The sequence below is a fragment of the Bradyrhizobium sp. SZCCHNR1043 genome (genome assembly GCF_032489675.1).
GTDB lineage: Bacteria > Pseudomonadota > Alphaproteobacteria > Rhizobiales > Xanthobacteraceae > Bradyrhizobium.
The window spans coordinates 197,666-219,854 of the sequence record NZ_JAUEYN010000012.1 but is presented as its reverse complement, the minus strand read 5'-3'; the positions used below and the strand labels follow the sequence as shown (position 1 = coordinate 219,854).

13 protein-coding genes are annotated in these 22,189 nt (G+C 68.1%); 5 read left to right on the top strand and 8 right to left on the bottom strand.

The window, feature by feature from the left end; translation table 11 throughout:
* Nucleotides 1-9 precede the first annotated feature (9 nt).
* Genes QX039_RS22185 through QX039_RS22175 form a run of 3 tightly spaced genes read right to left on the bottom strand, consistent with a single transcriptional unit; the run spans nucleotide 10 to nucleotide 7,424 of the window.
* On the bottom strand, nucleotides 10-618 hold the full coding sequence (locus QX039_RS22185; RefSeq protein WP_315772359.1) for a DUF4399 domain-containing protein: 609 nt from the start codon (nucleotides 616-618) through the stop codon (nucleotides 10-12).
* Between the two features lie 9 nt (nucleotides 619-627).
* The gene (locus QX039_RS22180) at nucleotides 628-2,097 is read right to left on the bottom strand and encodes a formylglycine-generating enzyme family protein (RefSeq protein WP_315772358.1); all 1,470 of its coding nucleotides are present in this window, start codon (nucleotides 2,095-2,097) and stop codon (nucleotides 628-630) included.
* Between the two features lie 32 nt (nucleotides 2,098-2,129).
* Nucleotides 2,130-7,424: an AAA family ATPase gene (locus QX039_RS22175; RefSeq protein ID WP_315772356.1), complete on the bottom strand. Its 5,295-nt coding sequence runs from the start codon at nucleotides 7,422-7,424 to the stop codon at nucleotides 2,130-2,132.
* A gap of 760 nt (nucleotides 7,425-8,184) precedes the next feature.
* Here QX039_RS22175 and QX039_RS22170 point away from each other — a divergent pair.
* Together QX039_RS22170 and QX039_RS22165 are read left to right on the top strand one after the other, a co-directional pair.
* Entirely contained in the window at nucleotides 8,185-9,192 is a 1,008-nt protein-coding gene (locus QX039_RS22170) for an efflux RND transporter periplasmic adaptor subunit (RefSeq protein ID WP_409998877.1), read from the top strand.
* Nucleotides 9,185-12,340, top strand: a complete 3,156-nt coding sequence (locus QX039_RS22165; protein WP_315736404.1) for an efflux RND transporter permease subunit — start codon at nucleotides 9,185-9,187, stop codon at nucleotides 12,338-12,340. Before QX039_RS22170 ends, QX039_RS22165 begins: the two co-directional genes overlap by 8 nt.
* 12 nt (nucleotides 12,341-12,352) lie before the next feature.
* On the opposite strand, the gene QX039_RS22160 is transcribed toward QX039_RS22165, so the two are convergent.
* From QX039_RS22160 to QX039_RS22150, 3 genes are all read right to left on the bottom strand, one after another.
* Nucleotides 12,353-13,600 (bottom strand): amidohydrolase family protein, encoded by a 1,248-nt coding sequence (locus tag QX039_RS22160; protein ID WP_315736403.1) that lies wholly within the window; start codon nucleotides 13,598-13,600, stop codon nucleotides 12,353-12,355.
* A 108-nt stretch (nucleotides 13,601-13,708) separates the two neighbouring features.
* On the bottom strand, nucleotides 13,709-17,365 hold the full coding sequence (gene putA, locus QX039_RS22155) for a trifunctional transcriptional regulator/proline dehydrogenase/L-glutamate gamma-semialdehyde dehydrogenase (RefSeq protein WP_315736402.1): 3,657 nt from the start codon (nucleotides 17,363-17,365) through the stop codon (nucleotides 13,709-13,711).
* Between the two features lie 79 nt (nucleotides 17,366-17,444).
* On the bottom strand, nucleotides 17,445-18,263 hold the full coding sequence (locus tag QX039_RS22150; protein ID WP_315736401.1) for a lytic murein transglycosylase: 819 nt from the start codon (nucleotides 18,261-18,263) through the stop codon (nucleotides 17,445-17,447).
* A 376-nt stretch (nucleotides 18,264-18,639) separates the two neighbouring features.
* Here QX039_RS22150 and QX039_RS22145 point away from each other — a divergent pair, with 376 nt between their 5' ends.
* Together QX039_RS22145 and QX039_RS22140 are read left to right on the top strand one after the other, a co-directional pair.
* Nucleotides 18,640-19,152, top strand: a complete 513-nt coding sequence (locus tag QX039_RS22145) for a hypothetical protein (protein WP_315736400.1) — start codon at nucleotides 18,640-18,642, stop codon at nucleotides 19,150-19,152.
* A 445-nt stretch (nucleotides 19,153-19,597) separates the two neighbouring features.
* The gene (locus QX039_RS22140; protein ID WP_315736399.1) at nucleotides 19,598-19,918 is read left to right on the top strand and encodes a hypothetical protein; all 321 of its coding nucleotides are present in this window, start codon (nucleotides 19,598-19,600) and stop codon (nucleotides 19,916-19,918) included.
* A gap of 97 nt (nucleotides 19,919-20,015) precedes the next feature.
* Here the strand turns inward: QX039_RS22140 and QX039_RS22135 are convergent, their stop codons facing one another.
* Nucleotides 20,016-20,390, bottom strand: a complete 375-nt coding sequence (locus QX039_RS22135; protein ID WP_315737048.1) for a thiol-disulfide oxidoreductase DCC family protein — start codon at nucleotides 20,388-20,390, stop codon at nucleotides 20,016-20,018.
* A gap of 219 nt (nucleotides 20,391-20,609) precedes the next feature.
* On the opposite strand from QX039_RS22135, the gene QX039_RS22130 reads away from it, so the two are divergent.
* A complete protein-coding gene (locus QX039_RS22130; RefSeq protein WP_008963614.1) occupies nucleotides 20,610-20,846 on the top strand; it encodes a hypothetical protein in 237 nt (78 codons plus the stop codon).
* Nucleotides 20,847-20,992: 146 nt separating this feature from the next.
* Here the strand turns inward: QX039_RS22130 and QX039_RS22125 are convergent, their stop codons facing one another.
* Nucleotides 20,993-21,928, bottom strand: a complete 936-nt coding sequence (locus tag QX039_RS22125; RefSeq protein ID WP_315736398.1) for a DUF817 domain-containing protein — start codon at nucleotides 21,926-21,928, stop codon at nucleotides 20,993-20,995.
* Between the last annotated feature and the right edge of the window lie 261 nt (nucleotides 21,929-22,189).

Here is a 22,189-nt window from a genome sequence, read left to right as displayed (position 1 = left end):
GAGAGATCGTCACTTCGTCCCGGAGAAGACGCGGCTGATGAAGTCGGAGCTCTCGGGCGACTTCGTCGTCTCCGGCGGCGGCTCGGGCTGGGCCGGCGGCTCGGCTGGTACGGATCGGATCTGCGGTCTGTTTCGGGCGCTGGCGCTGCGCGTCGCACGCGCCTCCTGCTCGCCTCCGTTCGGCTTGCTCACCGTGATCATGATCTTCTCGGAGATCACCGGCGGATCGAAGTTGAGATGCCTGGTGTCGCCCAGCACGAGCTGCAGCGTGTGCTTGCCGGGCGACAATTCGATCCGCGCCTCCGTCTCCCCCGCTGCGTAATGAACGTGTTTCTTGTCACGCGGAATCTCCTCGCCGGCCTGCATCGTCTCGTCGACGTCGACCAGAAGATGATGATGGCCACTGCCGGCGAAATCGTCACCCGCATGGGTAACGCCCATGTTGCGAAGTCCGAAGCGAGCGATGACTGGCCCGGTCACCGTCTCCCCGTCCGCAGGGGAGATGAAATAGACGCGGGCATCCTTCGCAGCCTTCGTTCCCTTGGCCGGCGCCAATGACGGCGCGAGCACGAGCGATGCGGTCAGGATGAGGCAGAGTCGCGCAGACCTCGGCAGCATGCAAATCCCCTATGGTGAGAGCGCGACGCGGAAACCCAGGGTCGGATGCCGGATGCGGCCGTCATAGCGGTCGCGGCTGCCGGCCCGCGCATCGGCGGCGCCGTTCTTCCACGATCCCGAGCGGATGACGCGGGCATAGCTGCTCTCCTCGAGCCAGGCCGATCCGTCCGCCGGCGCGCCCTTGTAGTTCTTGTGCCAATTGTCGGCGACCCACTGGCCGACGCCGCCGCCCATGTCGAACAGGCCGTAAGGATTGGCCTGGACGCTGCCGATTTTCGGCGGCTGATCCGTCTCGGCCTCGCCGGCGCCGTTGCACCCCCTGCAACTGGCCATGCCCGGGCGCATGCGATCGCCCCACCAATAGCGGGTGCGCTGGCCGCCGCGCGCGGCGTATTCCCACTCGGCCTCGGTCGGCAGCCGGAACGACTTGCCGGTCGCCTTCGACAGCCAGCCGAGATAGGCCTGGGTGTCGTCGTAGCTCAGGTTGGTGACCGGACGATCATCCGCACCGGTCGCGATGTCGGCGCAGCTTGCCGCCGCGACACACTGCCTCCACTCGCCGATCGTGACGGGATACTTGCCGAGCGAGAACGGCCGCACGCTGACCTGATGCGCCGGCTGCTCGGACTCGTCGTCGCCACCCATCGCAAAACTGCCGCCGGCGATCGCGACCAGCTCAGGCACGCGCAACTTCGACTCGGCTTCCGGCGCGGGCCGCGAGATGGCTGCGGTGTCGGATGATCGCGCCAGCGTCGCCTCGAGGGGCGGAGCCGCCTGGCGCGGCGCGATGAAGGCGCTGGACGGCGATCGCGAGGCGTCCTGGGGCGCGCTGGCGGCTTCCAACAGGATCCGGCGCGGCGAAGGCAGCGGCGCGGCAGACTGCGCCTCCCGCTGCGAGCTCGACGATCCGGCCGACCCAGGCGGCGCCTGAATCAGCAGCCCGATCTCGCGTAGCGGCAGCAGCACGCCGCCGAGGAAGACGATGCCGAGGACCACGACGCCGAGCGCTCCACGGATCAGCTTCTTGCGAGCTCCTGCAGCCGGTGCGAACAGGGCCTTCAGCCGGCCGCCCTCACCCGTCTCCTCCTGATCATCGTCGCCGCCGTCGTCCCATCTGTCCGGAAGGGACGCCGCCGGCGCGAGCGACGGGCGCGGACGCACCGGAGAGATAGCTGCAGGTTCTCGTCGAGCCGCACTCTCCGGCTCTGCGATCTCCCATTCGGCGTCGAGCGACTGCTCGAGCGCGCCGCACATCATCAGCAGCAGCCCGCCTTCGCTCTTGCCGGTCCAGCGCTCCTGCACCTCGGGACACTCGACCTGATCCTCGACGCGCAGGAAGCTCGGCGGACGCATCGGGCTGAGCGAGACCTGCACCGTACGGCCGCAGCGCCGGCAGGCCACCGCGCGGGAATCCTCCGGCAGCGCATCCTCGGCAAGCTTGGGAGCCCGCAGCCATTGCAACGCTGAACTCTCGCTCATGCTGTCCTCGCTCGTGATGCCCGCCAACCCCGTCACTGACCCCAGCTGGCGAACACGTCCTTGAACACGCGGTCGCCGTCGGATCCCTTCTCGATCGACAGCAGCGCCCGGTTGCCGCCCTCGTAGACGATCGGAATGTCGAACCACTGCTTGCCCTTGAGAAGCATCAAATTGCGCTTGGTATCGACCTCGTTGGCAGACAGCGCGACCATGAAGTATTTCGGTGTCACCCTGGCGGTCTGGATCACCAGCGCCGTCCCGCGCTCGGCCTCCTCGCCCTTCAGGCCGATGCCCCTCAGGCTGTTGAGGCCGCTCACCGACTGATCCGGCCAGTCGAACTTGAGCTCCATGACGTGGCTCGCCGGCATCTCCATGTCGGCGTTCCGCCGCAGCGAGATCGTGGCCTTGGTGCCGTTCTCGATCTCGATCTCACCCTTGATCGCCGGCGCCGCATCGAGTCGCGGCCCCTTGCTCTGCTCGATCGACCAGGTGACCTTGCCCGGATAACGCTTGCCCTTCGGATCCTGCGGATCCTCATGATAGAGGAACGCCTGCGCCGGTATGCTAACCGGCACGCTCATGCCGACCGTGGCATGCTCCTCGGCCGCGGCGACAACCACCGGCTTGGCCTCCGGCGTGATCCGCTCTGCATTGACCTTATGGGCGCCCGGTTCGCTCGGCAGAGCCGACGCTGCCGTGGCACCGCTCAGGGACAGCTGGACCCATTCCGACGCGCGCTCCCAGGACACCGCCGCACCGACGACTGCAAGCAGTCCGGCCGCGGCAAATGCCATCACCCGCCGGCTCGGCCGACGGCGGCGTGGTGCCGCGGCGTTCTCCGTCGACTTGAACGCCATCTCGACGAGGGAGGGATGAATCTTGATCTCTGTCGCCGGCGCTGCAGAAGTCGCAGCAGAGGCTGGAGCCGCAGCAGCGGCGGCGGGCTCAGTGGTGGCAGAAGCCGCTGCCGCAGCGGGTATCGCAACGACGCCAGGCTTCACGGGCTCTGCCGGCGCGGCGCTCGTGGACTCCGCCTCGATCTCCGCCGTGACCACCTTCTTTTCGGCAGGGCGCTGCGGCACCGCAAACCGATCGGCGACAATGACCGGCGCTTCAGTGACGGCGGCCGCGCGCGGTTGGGTCTGCTCGGCCGTGGCCGGCTGCGCGACGGCCGGAAGCTCGGGCGGAGCCGGAGTCACAACCGGCGTCACCATGTCCGCGGCCGGCTCGCGCGGCGGACGCCGGCGCAGAACGCGAACCTCCGGCGAGGGCTTGGGCGCAGCCGCGCGGCTCTCGGCCCGCTGCGGTATCGCGGGCGCGCTGGGCTTGGCCGCGGCAGCCGTGACGATGTCCGTCCCCGAGCGGCGGGCCATCGACAGATATTTCGCGACGGTGGCGATCTCCTCTTCGAGCGAGTGCGTCGTGATGACCTGCCGTGGCTGCGGCCGCTGCTTCGGCGCCGGCGCGCGGGCCGGCCGCGGCAGCTCGGCGGCCGGTGCATCGGCCGGCCTGGACGTATCAGCGGGCAGCAGCGGAGCTGGGACCGAGGCTGCCCCGACGCCGGCAGGGCGCGCACGCAGCTCGATCCTGCGATCGGGAAAGAGGATCTCGGCGAGATCGCGCAGCGAGGCACCCGGCATCAGCAGCCGCCGCAGCGCCGGCGGAACGCGGCGCTGCGTGTTCGTCTCGGTGCGTTTGACAACAGTATCGTTGCGGCCGGCTTCGACCACGGCCCCGTCGTCGTGAAGCTCGTCGCTGATCAGAACCTTGCGGGCCCGCAGCATCGCCGTCAGTTCGCGCAGATCGGAGCGGGAGGCGTGGTCGATGACCAGAAGATCGAAGGTGCCGATCCGGGCCGGCAGCAACTCGGCGACACGCCAGGCCGGCATCACGTGACAGGGAATCTCCTCGAGCCAGCCGTCCAGAGACCTGCGCGCGGCAAACCGAAGTCGGCGCGCGGTCGGGCCGGAGCAGGCCGACGCCATCTTCTGCATCGAGTCCCTGAACCGCTTCACCGCTTGCCTGACGGCGCCGCCCGCATTCTGCGCGATGCCCAGCGACATGCGGGCGCCGATCACCGCTTCGAACAGGGCCAGCGACCGCGTCTCCAGCCGCGCGCGCTGAGCCGCGAGGTCATGCAGCAGCTGCCGCTCCTCCGCACTTTCGATCCGCATCAGCACGGCCCAATTCCAGGCCGCCACCCATTCCGCGAGCGTCGCCGCATCCTTCGCCTCGCCCGCGGCCGGCGCGGACCGCAGCCGCTGCGCCAGACTCGGCGCGCCCGCTGCAGTCGCCATCCGGCAGGCGGTCCTGACGAGTTCGTAGTCCGCGCTGGCCTCGCGGATCTTCTCCATGGTCGCGAGAATGCCTGTCCACCGCGTCTCGAGCTCCTCGGGCTCCGTCTCGGCGTCACCGACCCGCGACAGCACGTCATCCTGAACGGAGACGGCAAGCTCTCCCGCCCGGGCGAACAATTCGCCCAGCCGCGCAAGCTCGACCAGCGGTCCCGATACGCGCGTCATGACGGTCCGGATCGCCGCGCCGAACGCGGCCAGCCGCTGCGCATCCGCCAGCATCGCCCTGACCTCGCCGTCCGGCATCGACAGCTTGCAGCAGGCATCGGCCACGTTGCGGACGGCGAGCGCGGCCGTCACGATGGCGGCCTCGACGCTCTTGACGATGTGCTCGAGGTCATCGAACGTCCGCGCCGATTCCAATTGAAGCGCGGGTGCATCGATCTGCGCCGCGATCGACGTCCAGCGCGCGCGCAACGCATGCAGGTCGTGGCGCCACAGCAGGAAGCGCCCGACATATTGCCAGTCCGCCGGCTTCGACGGCGCGGCACCGTCCACCGTGATCGCTTCGACGGCGGCCTTCAGCGCGCGGCGCGAGGGCGAGAAGCGCGCGAACGGCTTCTCGCCGGCCGCAAGCCGCTCGACCACTCGGATCGCGTCCTTCCTGGTGAACGCCTCGACCGGCGCCTGCACCTGGCGCCTTGCGAATTCGGCGCTCCGCGACAGTTGGAACGAGGCATCACGCGCCCAACCCACGACCTTGTCGAGACCTGCGGGAGCGTCAGCCTTTGCGGCACCGAGCGGCGACAGCCGCGCGAGCCAGGTCTCCTCGGCGATGGCGCGATGGCCGGCTACCAGCGCATCGAGGTCGGCCGCCAGGCGGGTGGTTGCGTCAAGCCCGAAGGTCGCGATGGCGTCGAGCGCGAGATCCTCGTCGCGGCCTGCGTCCGACGTCAGCCCTGCCTGGTGCTGCAGCTCCGCGTGCAGACGCAGGATCGCGGCGGTATCGGGAAGCGCCGCGAGCTCCGGCAACTCGTCATCGATATGCTTGAGATCAGTGGCAAGCCGCAGCCGCGCTTCGCGCGCCTTGTCGACCGCCGTGACGAGCGGGTCCGTAGCCGCGAGCAGGCGCTTCGGCCGGTCGGTGAACCAGGCATGAATGGCCTGCTCGCCGATCAGCGCATCGAACAGATCGAACGGCAGCTCCGGCAAGCCGCCGCCGAGCCGCAGATTGCGCCCGACGATCTCGGCGATCTCGTCGTCCAGCGATGCGATCTGCGTGCGCTTCGAGATGATGTCGCGCTCGAGCCGGCCGATCTGACCGACATGGTCGCGCAGATTGGTCGCGTCCAGGATCGATTGCAGCCGGCCGGCCAGGGCTTCGGCCTTCCTGAGCACGTCCTTGTCGGAGCCCGTCGAGCTGACGGTCAGCTCGCGAATGGCCGGCGGCAGCTTCTGATGCAGCAGGGAAAGTGCAGCCTCGTCCCTGGACACGACGAGGACGCGCGAGCCGAGCGCGAGGTGATGGCAGACGACGTTGGCGAGCGCCGTGATCCGATCGTCCCGTGCGACGGACTGGACCATCAGGCCATCCGACCGGGACAGCTCGCGCACGATTTCGACATCCTCCACGACCGCCGGCAACGGGAAGAACAGATCTCCCTGCTCGATGGCGGCAGGCTTGGGCGCAGGCGCAAGGTCGATCGGGCCACCGACGACACTGGACAGATGCCGGCGCAAATTGGCGTGCCCTCGTCCATCCGGCTGCGACAGCAGCGCGCTCACGGCTTCCGACAGACAGCACTCGCTTTGCGGCGCATGCACGATCGCGTTCTTGAGGCAGTCGATGTCGCGCAGGGCGAGGCTCTCCGGCCGACGCCGCGCGGAGATGGCCCAGCGTCCCGACGTGAGCGTGGCCTCCGCGGCCTCCATCGCCGGCGCGCCGTCCGAAGGCACAGGATTGCGCGACGGCTTGTGACCGGATTGCACGCCTGCGGCGCTCAGGATCTGATCGAGGCCGATCGGCGTGAATGGCGACAGCTCTGCGCGCTGCTCCAGCACCTCGACCAGGCGGTCCGACCTGTCGCGCACGGCAAGCGCCGCGTCCGGTGCCACGGCATCGAGCGCCCTCAAATTGACGGTTGCGCCGACGAAGCGCGGCCGGACCCTGACCTCGGCATCCGGACGCGCGATGATCTCGATCTCGACCGCGCGCTCGAACAGCGGCAACTCGAATTCGCGCCCGCCCTGCCGCCACGATGACAGCGCGATGCCCCACAGGACCTCCATCGCCTGATCGGCGCGGATCGCGGCGGCCATGTCGCGCAGCTGCTGGTGGATCGCCATGGTACGGCGGCGCATGCGCTCGGTGTCGGCCCAGACGGTCCATGGCCCGCTGATATAGCGCTCGATCCGCTGCACGAGGTCAGGGCGCTGCTCCAGGCGCAGCCGTCCAGTCCAGGCGCCCAGCGCCGGGGCCGGCGAAAAATCCTCGGGCCGTGCGTGGCGGGCAAAGGTGAGGCGGTTCTTCTCGATCTCGTCGACCGTGACCAGGATGCTCTCGTGCTGCGATGGACGACGGTCGGGGTCGGACGACGGCTCGACCCAGGTTTTGAGATCGTCGTCGATGGCGGGCGACTCCGTCGCGGCGAGCGCCTCGACGGCGAGCCACACCGGGCCGTCGACATCGAAGGTATTGAGCACCACGCCCGGCAAACCCGCCAGCTCCTCCTGGTCGAGCGTGAAGCCGTGATCGTCGGCGAATGGATGATCCGGCTGCCGCTCCGCCGGGGAGCCCTCGGCACGAATGATCTCGGTCAGACTGCCGAGCACGTCCTGCAACGGCTCGACGGCCGATCCCGTGCCGAGCACTTCGCTCGTCGAGAACGCCCAGGCGTCGGTCGGCGACTGCGGCTCCAGGGCCGCCGCGCCGATAACACCAAGCAGCCGCATGCCGTGATCGGCTGCACTGTTCTGCGCCTTGCGATCGCCCGCGCCGGCCTCGTTGGGCCGCACATTCACCAGCTGGCTCATCGCGCAGATCCTTCTCTGAAGTCGGCCGCGACGTCGGCACGAGCGCGGCGAGAGGCTGACCGACAAGGATGGCCCTGCGCGTGATCACGGTGCGCCGGGCGATCGGAGAGTGGGTTCAGAGTGGACAAGCTTGCCTCGCTGCAACGTCGACGGAACTCCCGACTCGTTGCGGAGGGGTATGGCGAAGTGAGGTCACATCAATGACCCGACAGGTAGATGAATGTGACGATTCTCGCTCCCGTAGGAGAATCGGGAAAAAATCCCGGGTCGTTCGATGAGGAAAATCGTGCCTAAGAAGTTTGTTGGTCTTGGCTTTTCGTGTAGCGCGGCGCGTGTGGCCGGCAACAAGCTTGGGTTGCGGACGAATACGCTGGAATGTGTCTAAGAATACTTCTAACACTCAAGAAGAAATATCGGGACGCATGCCGAACGCCCGATCTTCCCGCCGCAGCGCGGCTGCGGTCCAGGTTCGGCCACTTGCCTGCCGCGCATGCGGCTCGCTTGCGAGACAGGCGCCACAAGCATCGGTGCCGGCGTGCATTGCACTGCGTCGCTCCCTCCGCAGGTACCGTGATCGCATCGACGGAAGCGGCGCGGACAGGACGCGCGCGATGGCCCGACGAAGTCCGGGGATGTCGCTGGGTCCTATGCGGCGGCTCCCGGCCGGCGCTGCTTGAAACACCCTCGAAGCTGAAGTAGCTGTTGTCGCAATGACATCGACGTCGTCCAGACGTTTCCCCGATCGATGGGCCGGGACTGCATGGTGAGGCAACGGACGAGAGCTGCGGCCGCATGCGGTGCCATGCTGTTCACGCTGGTTTCCCTGTCGTCGCGCGCGCAGGCGCAGTCTGACGGCGCGGCAGGCCGTGAACCGGCAACGGTCAGGCTTTCTGCAACGCAACAGAAGCAGATCGGACTCCAGACCGCCGTGCTGGCTGCGGAATCCCATCCCGAGCAGTTTCGCGCCTACGGCACGGTGCTGGACGTCGGCAGGCTGACCGACCTGACCAACAACTACGCCAATGCCCAGGCGCAGCTGCAGACTGCGCAAGCGAAACTCGACGTCGCAAGGCTCGCATTCGAGCGCGCCCGCGACCTCGTGCAATCGGCAGCAATGCCGCGCAAGGACGCCGAAGCGGCGGAGGGCACCTTCCGGACCGATCAGGCCACCCTGGCTGCCGCGGAATCGCAAGTGAAGACCCTGATGGCGACGGCGCGGCAGGAATGGGGCGCGGTCATCGGAAAGGGCATCATCGAGCGCTCGCCGCAGGTCGTGCAATTGATCGAACGCGAGCAGCTGCTGGTGCAGGTCACGCTGCCGCCCGGCGTGACCTTGGCCGGGCCGCCGCGCGGCGCGCTGGCGCAGGCGCCCACCCGCAGCGCCAACATCGATCTGCGCTATTTGTCGGCTGCGCCGCGAACGGATCCGCGCATCCAGGGCGTGAGCTATTACTTCGTCGCCGCCGGCGACAGCGGGCTGCTGCCGGGGATGAACACCACCGCCTACGTGCCCTCGGGCAAGTCGTTCGACGGCGTCTTCGTCGAGGACACCGCGATCGTGCAATGGCAGGGCCGCTCGTGGGTCTATCTGCGCGCCGGTCCCGAGCTCTTCAAGCGCCATCCGATCCGCACCGACCAGCCGGTGTCCGACGACGACTATGTCGTGCAGGACATTCCGTCGGGCTCCGAGATCGTCCTGCGCGGCGCGCAGGTGCTGTTGTCGGAGGAGGCCAAGAGCGAGCTTCGCGGCGGCGGCGATGATGATTGACGGCGTTCGCGGCGCCGCAGCCGGCCCCCAGGCGGCGCTGATCTCGTTTGCCATCCGCTTCCGCGGCATCGTGCTGGCGCTGGCCTGCACTGTTCTGGCGTATGGCATCTTCTCGCTGGGCGGCGCGAATTATGCGGTCTTTCCCGAATTCGCCCCGCCGCAGGTCTCGATCCAGACCGAGGCCCCCGGGCTCAGTCCGGAACAGGTCGAGGTGCTGGTCACGCAGCCGATCGAAATCGCGATCAACGGTCTCGCCGGCGTCGAGAGCATGAGGTCGTCGTCGATCCAGGGCCTGTCCGTCATCTCGGTCATTTTCCAGCCCGGCACCGAGGTCTTCCGGGCGCGGCAACTGGTAACCGAGCGGCTCGCGGTCGTCGCCGGCAGCCTGCCACAGGGCGTGCGGGCGCCATCGATGACGCCGCTGGTGCCGGCGGCCGGCACCGTGCTGGCGATCGGGCTGACCTCCGAGCAGCGCTCGCTGATGGATCTGCGCACGATCGCCGATTGGACCGTGAGCCGACGGCTGCTGGCCGTCGCGGGCGTGGCGCAGGTCACGACCTATGGCCGGGACATCCGATCGCTGCAGGTGCAGGTGCGGTCCGACGACCTTGTCCGCTTCGGCGTCGGCATGAACGACGTCGTCGCCGCCGCGCGCAAGGCCACCGGCGTGCGCGGTGCCGGCTTCGTCGACACCGCCAATCAACGGGTCATCCTGCAGACACAGGGCCAGTCGCTCACACCCGAGCAGCTGGCCCGGACGGTCCTGCTGCACCAGGGCGGCGCCAGCGTGGTGCTCGGCGACGTCGCGACGGTCGTGAACGCGCCGGAGCCGCCGATCGGGGGCGCGCTGATCAACGGCCAGCCCGGCATCATGATGATGATCAGCCAGCAGTTCGGCGCCAACACCCGCAACGTCGCGGCGCGCGTCGAGGCCGCGCTGCGGGAGCTGCGCCCGGCGCTCGACAGCGAGAAGGTCAGGCTGCACGCTGATCTGTTCCGCCCGGCGACCTTCATCGATGCAGCGACGCAGAACGTGCTGTACGCGCTGCTGATCGGCGGCGCCCTGGTCATCATCGTGCTGTTGCTGTTCCTCTACGACTGGCGCACCTCCGTCATCAGTTGCACCGCGATCCCGCTGTCGCTGTTCTCGGCCGTGCTGGCCCTGCAGTGGATGGGACAGAGCCTGGACACGATGACCCTCGGCGGCCTCGCCATCGCGATCGGCGAGGTGGTCGATGATGCCGTGATCGGCGTCGAGAACGTGGTCCGCCGGCTGCGCGAGAACCGCGGCCTGCCGTCGCCGCGCAGCGAAGCGCGCGTGGTCTACGATGCCATGCTCGAGGTACGCAGCGCGGTCGCCTATGCGACTTTCGCCGTGCTCCTGGTGTTCGTGCCGATCCTTGCGCTGCCGGGCCTCGCCGGCCGGCTGTTCGGGCCGCTCGGCATCGCCTACATCCTCGCCGTGGTGGCCTCGCTGATCGTCGCGCTGACGGTCACACCGGCGCTGTCGATGCTGCTGCTGGCCGGCCGGAAGCCGCGCGAGGAACGCGAGCCGCCGCTGGTGCGCTGGTCGCGCGGCTCCTACGAGACGCTGTTGCGGCGGCTCGGCCGCTTTCCCAAATCGGTCATGGCGACGGCCGTGCTGGTGACCGCCGCCGGCGCAAGCCTGGTGCCGTTCTTCGGCGGCACCTTCCTGCCGGACCTGAAGGAGGGTCATCTGATCCTCCATGTCTCGACGCTGCCAGGCACCTCACTCGACGAATCGCTGCGGCTGGGCACGCTGATCGCCGAGGCCCTGCAGGGCGTGCCGGAGGTCCGCAGCGTGGCGCAGCATGCCGGCCGCGCCGAAGCCGGCGTCGATACCGCGGGCACGCATTCGAGCGAGATCGAGGTCGACCTGAAGCCGGGCCTGTCCGGCGAACAGCAGGAGCTGGCGCAACAGCGCATCCGCGCCGCGCTCGCCAACTTCGCCGGTATCAACCTGTCGATCAAGACCTACCTGACCGAGCGCATCGAGGAGACCCTGTCCGGCTTCAACGCCGCCGTGGTCATCAACGTGTTCGGCCCCGATCTCGACGATCTCGAGCGCGCGGCGCGCGACATCGCGCGCGAGCTCGGCGAGGTCTGGGGCGCGATCGACATTCAGCAGCAGTCGCCGCCGGGCATGCCGCAGGTCAACGTGACCCTGCGCCCGACCGACCTGCAATCCTGGGGCCTGGATGCGGTGGAGGTGCTGGAATTGATCCGCACCGCCTATCAGGGCGACGTCGTCGGACAGGCCTATGAAGGCAACGTGGTCTTCAACGTCATCGTCAAGCTCGACCCCGATGCGAGCGCCCGCCCGACCGAGATCGGCAACATGCCGATCCGCGCGCCGAGCGGCGCCTACATTCTCCTGAAGCAGGTCGCGGACATCTACGGCACCGCGGGGCGCTACGTCGTGCTTCATCGCAATGGGCAGCGCGTTCAGACCGTGACCGCCAATGTCGCCGAGCGCGATCTCGAATCCTTCGTGGCCGCGGCCAAACGGAAGATCGCCAAGGAGGTCAAGCTGCCGCCGGGCGCGCATGTCGAGTTCACCGGCGCGGCCGAGGCGCAGGCCAAGTCGCGGCGCGACCTGCTGGTGAATTCGCTGCTGGCGACGATCGGCATCGTGCTGCTGCTGTCCTTCGTCACCGGGCACTGGCGCAACCTGGTGCTGGTGCTGATCAACCTGCCGTTCGCCTTCGTCGGCGGCGTCATCGCCGTCGCATTGACCGGCGGCGTGCTGTCGCTGGGCTCGATGGTGGGCTTCGTGACGCTGTTCGGGATCGCGCTGCGCAACTCGATCCTGATGATCTCGCATTACGAGCATCTGGTCGTCGCCGAAGGCCGCGCCTGGAATCTGGAGACCGCGATCACCGGGGCCGCCGACCGCCTGGTGCCGATCCTGATGACCTCGCTGGTGACCGGCCTCGGCCTGCTGCCGCTCGCCCTCGGCGCCGGCGAGCCGGGCCGCGAGATCGAGGGGCCGATGGCCGTGGTCATCCTCGGCGGACTCCTGACCTCGATGGCCCTCAACCTGCTGGTGCTGCCGACGCTGGCGCTGCGCTTCGGGCGGTTCGCGCGCGATCCGCACAGCGTCCTGAAGGAGGTTGCAGCAGGCTGAGCACAGCGGCTGTCAGGCGTTCAGCCTGTCGATGTGCACCTTGCCCGCCTTCATCACCAGCGGAATGTGCTCGCCCTGGCCGAGCAGACATGAGACGTCGCGCAGCGGATTGCCTGCGACCACGAGCAGATCGGCGAAGGCGCCGGGCACGATCCGGCCGAGCTTGCCCTCCATGCCCAGCACCTCGGCGCCGATCACGGTCGCGCTGGCGATGACCTCGCGGGGACCAAGGATCTCTGCGCGTATCCGGAATTCATCGCTCTGCAGGCGCTGCGATGGACCGAGCAGGTCGCTGCCGAAGCCCATCTTGACGCCGGCGTCGCGGTAGATGCCGAGCGAGCGCAGGCCGGCATCGCGCACATCGGCGATCTTGGCGACGCTCTCCGGCGGCAGGCCATACTGCGCGCCCTCATTGGCGAGCGCCTCATAGGTGACGAGCGTCGGGATGACATAGACGCCCTTCTCGGCCATCAGGCGCGCGGTCGGAAGGTCGACCAGATTGCCATGCTCGATGGTGCGCACGCCGCAATGGACGGCGCGGGCGATGGCTTCCGCCGTGTAGGCATGCGCCAGGACGTAGGTCTGCCGCGCGCGAGCCTCGGCGACGATGGCGCGGATCTCGTCCTCCGAGTAGCCGAACGCACCGACGGGATCGGTCGGCGAGGCCACGCCGCCGGACGCCATGATCTTGATCTGGTCGGCGCCCATCTGCAGCTCCTCGCGCACCGCCTTGCGCACCGCATCGACGCCATCCGCCACCCGGGCCAACGCACCGACGCGCACGCAGCAGGGACAGGGTGCGTTGTCGGACAGGAAATCCGTCCGCGACCGCATGTCGCCATGGCCGCCGGTCTGGCTGAGCGCCCGGCCGGAGACGAACAGCCGCGGACCTTCGGTGAGGCCGGTATCGACCGCCTGCTTCAGCGGATAGCCCGCGCCGCCGGCATCACGCACCGTGGTAAAACCCCGCCGCAGCATGCCCTTCAGCAGCAGCGCCGAGCGCAGGGTGACCAGCACGTTCGGCATCTGCACCTGTTGTGCGAGATTGAGCTCGACCGCGATCGCATGCACGTGCAGATCGATCAGGCCCGGCATCAGCGTCTTGCCGTCGAGATCGATGGTCTGATCGGCGCTCGCCCGTAGCGGCCGGTCCGACACCTCCTTGATCAGATTGTCCTCGACCAGCACGTCATGGCCCTCGCGCAAGTCGGGCTGCAGCGGGTCGAGCAGCGCGGCATTCTTGAACAGGATGGTCGACATCAAGGTGTCCTCGATCAGAACGAACAGGGCATCAGCAGAGCTGAGCTCTTCATCCCCTATCCTGTCCCGCGGCCCTGAGCCAGCTCAAGACGGAATAGCTGCGTCCGCTCATCCGATCGACATCAGGCTGGCATTGCCGCCGGCCGCCGCCGTGTTGGTCGAGAGGCTGCTCTCCGTCACCAGCCGATCGATGTCGTAGCCCCCGTCCGCGGCGCGCCTGGCGACGAGCGGGATGATCGGCCCGGCGCGCGCCGCCAGCTCCCTTGCAAGTGCGATGAGCTCCGGCGCATCGCCGTCGGAGAGAACTGCGTCGAGAGCCTCGACCGCCCGCCAGCTCTCCACGACTGCGATGCGGCCGCGCGCCTGATCGGCGAGACCATCCAGAGCGGCGCGCGCGGGGTTCGATGCCTCGATGATCGCCTGGTTGCCTGTGGCCAGAATGGCGCCGAGCTGGATCAGCAGCGCATCCTCCGTGCGCGCCAGCGCGGCCGCTGCACCGCGCGGCCTGATGCAGTAGATGTTCTGCTCGCCGACCGGACCCGCCAGCTCGATTTCGACGCCGGCGAGCGTGCGTGACAGATGGGCCTCGCAATCACGCGCCGCGTTCGCATGCCCCCTTGCGCGCAACCACCCGAGATAGGCGCGCACGGCCTCGTCGGGGCGACCGGACAATCCGGGCGTCTGGCGCGGCGGCGACGCAAACAGCCGTCGAAGATACAGCGGACCGCCCGCCTTCGGCCCCGTCCCGGACAGGCCGGAGCCGCCGAACGGCTGCACGCCGACCACCGCCCCGATGACGTTGCGGTTGACATAGATGTTGCCGGCCGCAATGCGGCTCGAGGCGCGGGCAATCGTCTCCGCGATGCGCGAATGGACGCCGAAGGTCAGTCCGTAGCCGGTTGCATTGATTGCATCGATGAGCTCGGTGAGTCGCTCCCGCCGGTAGCGCAGGACATGGAGCACGGGCCCGAACACCTCGCGTTCGACATCGGAGATCCTGGCGATCTCGATGATGGTCGGAGCAACGAAGGTCCCGTGAGCGGCCTGCGGCGGCAGGGGCAGCTGCTCCACGGCATGACCGCGGGCGCGCATCGCCGCCACGTGGGCGGAGAGGGTGTCGCGCGCCTCCTCGCTGATCACCGGTCCGACGTCGACCGACAGCAAAGCCGGGTTGCCCAGCTCGAGCTCGCGCATGGCGCCGCGCAGCATCGACAGGATGCGATCGACGACATCGTCCTGCAGGCACAGGATGCGCAGCGCCGAGCAGCGCTGGCCTGCGGAGTCGAAGGCCGAGGCGATGACGTCGCCGACGACCTGCTCGGCAAGCGCGGAGGAATCCACGACGAGCGCGTTCTGGCCCCCGGTCTCCGCGATCAGCGGCACGGGCTGTCCATGCACCGTCAGGCGTTCGGCGAGCTGCTTCTGGATCAGCCGCGCGACGGCGGTCGATCCCGTGAACATCACGGCCTGCACGCTGTGATCGCCGACCAGCGCGGCGCCGACGCGGCCGTCGCCCGGCAGCAATTGCAGGACATCCGCCGGCACGCCCGCCTCGTTGATGATGCGAACCGCTTGGGCGGCGATCAGCGGCGTCTCCTCGGCAGGTTTCGCCAGCACCGGATTGCCGGCCGCGAGTGCGGCTGCGACCTGGCCGGTGAAGATCGCGAGCGGAAAATTCCACGGGCTGATGCAGACCACGGGACCGAGCGGCCTGGGAATGTCCCCGTCGGGCAGCGCTTCGATCTCGCTCGCATAATAGCGCAGGAAATCGACGGCTTCGCGCACCTCGCCGACGGCGTTTGCAAAGGTCTTGCCGGCCTCGCGGACGATCAAGCCGATGAGGACGAGACGACGCGCCTCCATCGCCTCGGCCGCGGCACGCAGGCATGCGGCGCGCGCGTGGGGGCTGGTCGCGGCCCAGGCCGGCGCGGCGTTCGCCGCACGCGACAGCGCCGCCTCGATCTCGGCAGGCGCGGCATCCCTGACCGCGCCGACGACGTCACGGCGGTCGGCGGGATTGCGAATGCGGCGCGCGCCTTCGCTGGTCGTCGCTCCCGGCGCCGCAGCCGTCCAATCGAGGCTCGCGCTCGTGACCAGACCTTCGCCGAGACGCGCCAGCGCGCGCTGATCGGAGAGATCGAATCCGGCCGAGTTCACGCGGCCCGGGCCAAACAGCTCAGGCGGACGCCTGATCTTGTCGTGCGGCGAGCCCATGCGTTCCGACATGCGAACGACGGCGACCGGATCTGCGATCAGATCGTCGACGGACACGGCCGGATCGGCGATGCGGTTGACGAAGGAGGTGTTGGCGCCGTTCTCCAGCAGCCGGCGCACCAGATAGGCCAGCAGCGTCTCATGCGAGCCGACGGGGGCGTAGATGCGGCACGGGCGGCCGAGCCGTGCCGGCCCGACGACCTCCTCATAGAGCGGCTCGCCCATGCCGTGCAGGCACTGGAATTCGTACTGGCCGCGCTCGTAGGTGGGGCCGGCCATCTCCACGATCGATGCCAGCGTTCGCGCATTATGCGTCGCAAACTGTGGGAACACGGCGTCCGGCGCGCGCAACAGCTTGCGGGCGCAGGCGAGGTACGACACGTCGGTATGGTGCTTGCGCGTGAAGACCGGAAAGTCCTCCAGGCCATCGACCTGGGCGCGCTTGATCTCGCTGTCCCAATAGGCGCCCTTGACGAGGCGCACCATCAGCCGGCGCTGCGAGCGCCGCGCGAGGTCGATGAGCCAATCGACGACGAAGGCGCAGCGCTTCTGATAGGCCTGGATGACGAAGCCGATGCCGTTCCAGCCGGCGAGATCCGGATCGAGGCAGAGCGCCTCGAGCAGATCGAGCGACAGGTCGAGACGGTCCGCTTCCTCGGCGTCGATGTTGAGGCCGATGTCGTAGCGCCGCGCGAGCAGCACCAGCTGCTTCAGTCGCGGCAGCAGCTCGCCCATGACGCGGCCGCGCTTGATGCTGACATAGCGCGGATGCAGCGCCGAGAGCTTGATCGAGATGCCCGGTCCTTCGTAGATGCCGGCACCGGCCGAATGACGCCCGATCGCATGGATCGCCGTCTCGTAGGCCGCGAAGTAGCGCGCGGCGTCGTCCGCCGTCGTCGCCGCCTCCCCGAGCATGTCGTAGGAGTAGCGGAAGCCCAGCGCTTCCCACGGCCGGCCGTTGGACAACGCCGCGTCGATGGTCTGCCCGGCAACGAACTGCTCGCCCATCAGGCGCATGGCGAGCGTCACGCCCTTGCGGATGATCGGCTCGCCGCCGCGGGCGATGAGCCGCGTGACGGCCGAGGCCAGGCTATCCTCACTTGCCGCGGCCGTCAGCCTGCCGGTGACGATCAGGCCCCAGGTCGCGGCGTTCACCAGCAGCGACGGGCTGTGCCCGATATGGGCGCGCCAATCGCCGGTCGCGATCTTGTCGCGGATCAGCGCATCGCGCGTCGCGGTGTCCGGAATCCGCAGCAGCGCCTCGGCCAGGCACATCAGGGCGACGCCCTCCTGGCTCGACAGCGAATATTCGTGGATCAGTCCCTCGACGCCGCCGGATTGCGCCTTCCCGCGCAGACGCAGGACGAGATCGCGCGCGAGATCGGCCGCTCGCGCCGACGATTCCTCCGGAAGCGCGGCGAGATCGAGCAGCGGCCCGATGCACTCCGGCTCGGCGCGGCGATAGGCCGAGGTGATCGCAGCGCGCAGCCCGTTCTGGCGCTGGACCCGGGTAACGAACGCGGCGAACGGTCGTGGCGGCGACTGCGACATGACCCGTCTCCTCTGAAGCGATCCCCGTCACTCGCCATGCCTGCGCGGCGTTGGCGCACGTCGCGAGCGACGGATAGCGCTACCGCCCGATCAACTGATCGGCGTAGTAGCCGATGGTCTTGCGGTAGATCACCGCCCTGTTCCACTCGCGCATCGCCTCGAAATTGGCCGAGCCCTCGTCATAGGGCGCGCCCATCTTGAAGCCGTTGCTGTGCAGCAGGTTCGCGGTCGAGGCCAGCACGTCGGCGGTGGAGTGGCGCAGATCGACGCGGCCGTCGCCATCGAAATCGACGCCGTATTTGATGTAGGACGACGGCAGGAACTGGGTCTGCCCGATCTCGCCGGCGAACGCGCCGACGAGGTCGCGCAGAGTGAGATCGCCGCGCTGGACGATCTTCAGCGCCGCCAGCAACTCGCCCTGGAACAATTCGGTGCGGCGGCAGTCATGCGCCAAGGTCGCGAGCGTGCGGATCACCGGCAGCTTGCCCATGTCGCCCTTGCCGAAATCAGTCTCCAGCCCCCAGATCGCGACCAGGATCTGGCGCGGCACGCCATATTGCTGCTCGATGCGCGACAGCAGCGCGGCGTGCCGCTGCAGCATGGCACGGCCGCCATTGATACGGCCCGCGCCGACGCGGGTCGAGACGTACTGCTCGAAGCTCTTGTTGAAGGTGTAGCGCTGGCGGCGGTCAAAGGCGAGCACGGCCGGATCGAGCGTCACGCCCGACAGTGCCTGGCTGATCGTGCCGCCCGAGACACCAGCGCTCTGCGCCTCCGCCGAGACGCCCGCGATGAAGGTATTGAAATCGCCACCGCAGCGCGCCGCGTGCGCGGTGCTTGCCGCTGAGAGGGCCGAGAACGAGGCCGCGAGCAGCACGGCAAGACGACGCAAGAGCATGCGGGATCCTTCGTCAGTTCAGAGCTTCGTGATTCCAGGTGCAGCGCGATCATGGCACGGGCGAAATGCTCGCGTCAAAACTGCGGCGGCGTGCCGCAAAGCGCCGATCACGGAGCCGGTGCGCTCCCTCTCCCGCCTGCGGGGGAGGGTTGGGGTGGGGCAGCCGCAACGGCGGTGCACGCGGAGGGAAATCCCCCACCCGCATTGCATCTTCCGATGCGATGCGACCTCCCCACAAGCGGGGAGGCGTACACTGCGCACGCGGCAAGATGCATGATCACCCCCTGCCTGCAGCTTCCATCGCCCCCGCTTGATCCTCGTCAACACCGCGCCATCATGCCTCCCTAAGATCCACGGCCGGAATGGAGACGACGCCATGATCGGGATTACGCTGTCTGCCGACCAGATCCGCTCGGCGCCACCGGAGGTGCGGCGCTGGATCGAGCATCAGGTGCTGTCGGGCCTCGGGCTCGGCCCGGAGGCGCCGCCGACGCCTGCCCTCCCCGCCCAGAGCACGCATCTCGTCGCCTGCAGCGTCGAGGATGCGGCGAAGGTCCTGGCGCAGATCCAGAGCGCGCTGCCGGCGGTGAACGTGTTCTTCGAGTTCGGCCGGCCGGGCATTGCGATGGGCCAGCCGCCGATCATGATGTTCCGCCTGATCGACATCCTGCATCACACGCGGCTGCAGAACATCGGCCAGGTGATGGCGTCGCTGGAGATGATCAACAAGGCGCTGATCGAGGTGAGGCACGATCCCTCGGTGCGCCTCTGCGGCTTCGACAATGAGGGCCACTGCCTGATCGCCCCGGAGACGCAACGTGCCATCGCCAGCGTCTGGCAGAGCGTGATCGCCAGGCAGCATGGCGTGGCGGAGGGCGAGGCGGCGTGAGGGCTGCGGTGGGCCGAGGTTTACGCGACAGAGGCGGCCGTCGATTTGAGTCTGTGGTGTTGAGCATGGCGCCTTGTTCCGTCATTCCGGGGCGCTCGCGTAGCAGCAAATCAGCAAAGCTGATTTGCCGCGGAGAGAGCGAGCCTGGAATCTGGAGCTGAGGAACGCATCTGCATACCAAGCTCGAGATTCCGGGCTCGCTCGCTGGCGCGAGCGTCCCGGATTGACGGCGTGAGGTGAGATCACGGCTCGTATCCCGACGAGGTCAGCAGGCAACCACGGCAAGCAGCCCCCTCTCCGCACCTCACGTTCGATCCAGCCTGTCCCGAAACGACGCGCCCTCGCCGCGACGCAGCCATGTCCGTCCCGGGCGGCTCGGGCCTTGAGCCTGCCGCCGTCGATGCTACGATATCATTGTCGTTCACGATCCCTCGGGAGATCGCCGATGCAGCACAATCAACGCCAGCGCCGATTGCTCCAGATCCCTCTGTTCCGCCTGCTCGCGATCAACCTCGCGCTCGGCCTCGGCATGGCCGTGGTGCTGGTCGGCGGATTGCTGCTGCTCGATCCCTGGGGCCTGCGTCACCTGATCTTCGCCGACCACTCGCCCGGCGTCGCCATCGGCCTCTTGCTCGGCTCGTTCTTCGTCACCTTCGGCTCGACCGCGATGGGCACCGCGATCATGGCGCTCGGCCGCAGTGATGATGAGGACGGTCCGAGCGGCGGCACGCGGGTGCATGCCCAGGTCAAGGTGCGGCGGCGTTAGAGTCGAACTGTTGCTGCACAGACGGTGCGCTCCCTCGCCCCGCTTGCGGGGAGAGGTGAAAGGCTGAGCTCGGCGCGAGATCCTCTCAATCGTCGCCTCACCAATGCCCCCTGCGCTTGTTCCAGGCGAACAGCACATCCGCAAACCGGTCGTAGCCGAAGCGCGTCAGCGGGCGCACCAGGCGGTTGCCGAACAGCGTGGCGAGCCAGCCCTCGCCGGGCGTCAGCGCCCACAGCAGCAGCGCCACGTCGGCGCCGGTGATCAGCTCCCCCTCCTCGTCGGTGGCGTGCAGGCGGCGGCGGACGTCGTCGACGTCGACACCGAACTCAGCCAGCGCCTGCGGCTCCTCGTTGATGTCCTTGAACACGACCCGCCCCGACTTCACCAGCGCCAGGAGCTTGTTGCGCTGCCAGTCGATGCCGGCGTCGCAGACCGGGCAGCGCGTGTTGTACCAGATGGTGAGTTGGGGCATCGACATGGGCTGCATTCGCGGCGGGGTGAGACGTCCACGATGAACGCACTTTCATCCGGCAAAATCGAGGAGTTTCGGGACCCCGCCGGCCGGTCCGTGATCGCTCTGGCTGCCCCGCCGATTCCGCGAAAACCATATGACAAAAAAGTCAAATTCGGGCAGCGGATAAGCATTTTCTGGCATTGACCGGACCGGCCCCGCCGCCGTAAAGCGCCATCCATGGCGAAAAAACCCGGCTCCAATCCCAAAGGCGAATTCGCCTTCTTCAACGTGACCTACGAGGACGGCTCGCAGCGCTCCAACCGCCGCGTCCCGGCCGAGCTGCTCGGCGGCCTCGACGGCGACGAGCCCGCGCGCGGCTTCATCATGGAGCAGGACCGCGACATCGCCGAAAAATCCGGCCGCCCGCCGCTTCAGATCAAGTCGCTGGAACGCGTCGGGGCGAAGAAGAAGTAGCTCAGCCGCGCTGCCGTAGGGTGGGCAAAGCACGCAGCGCGTGCCCACCATCAGGTGCCTGCCGCGACACTCGGTGGGCACGGCGCGCCACACTGTCCCCAGCCTAACCACCGTACCAGCGCCTTTGCCCACCCTACGGCAGTGCGCTATGCCGCTTGCTTCTCGCGCTCCGGCAACAGAGCGCTGTCGCCAGCGTCCATCTCCCTCGGCCGGTCGATCAGGCTGACCAGCGTGTAGCTGATGATCAGCAGCAGAAACCACGAGCCGAGCTTGGCCGGCGACACCATGGTCCAGCCATGCGCCTGCTGCGGATAGAGCCAGACCCGCGTGAAGGTGCCGACGTTCTCCGACAGCCAGATGAACAGCGACACCAGGAAAAGCCCGAGCAGCAGCGGCATCGCGCGGTGCACGCGCCAGACCTTGAAGTGAACCGTCGCGGGCGCGAACAAAAGCGTAGCCCAACCGAACAGCACAAATCTCAGATCGAGCCCATAGTGGTCAGTGAAGAAGTTGAGGTAGATCGCCGCGCTCAAGCCGATCAGCCAACGCCGTGACGGATGGCCGGTGAAGCGGAAGTCGAACAGGCGCCAGACGCGGCAGAGATAGCTGCCGATGCAGGAATACATGAAGCCGGAGAACAGCGGCACACCGCCGAGCCGGATGAGGCTCGGCTCGGGATAGATCCAGGAGCCGGTCGCGGTCTTGAACAGCTCCATCACTGTCCCGACGAGGTGATAGATCAGGATGATCTTCGCCTCCTCCCAGGTCTCGAGCCTTGTGGCGAGCAATGCGGCCTGCACCGCGAGCATGCAGAGAAAGAGGAAATCATAGCGCGCGAGCGGCGCGGTCGCCGGATAGAACTGCCACGTCAGCAGCATCAGCGCCACCGCGATGCCGCCGAACAAGCAGGCCCAGCCCTGCTTCACGCCGAAGCGGAGGAATTCGTAGAGGGCTGCGGTCCAGGGCGTCTCCGCCGCGCGCGCAGCGAGCCGAGCTTCGGCGGCAATGAAGGGACGCAGCGGCGCCCAGATCGCGGCGGCGCTAGCGTGCGCTGCGGCCGATGAGAACTCGTCATCATGCATGGGAATAGACGTCCGGTGAGAAGCCGATTCCTAGCAGTCGATCGCCCAACGCCGTGTGCGCAAAGTTCGGCCAATTGCGGCAAGGATCCGGACATTTGCGGACACGACGTCGTGTCGGCCCAACCGTGACACCTCGACGCCGCCCTTCGTCATTGCGAGCGAAGCGAAGCAATCCAGAGTCGTGCGCGCAGCCCTGGATTGCTTCGCTTCGCTCGCAATGACCGACAACTAAAGTATGCAACACGAACTACGCGGGCACCG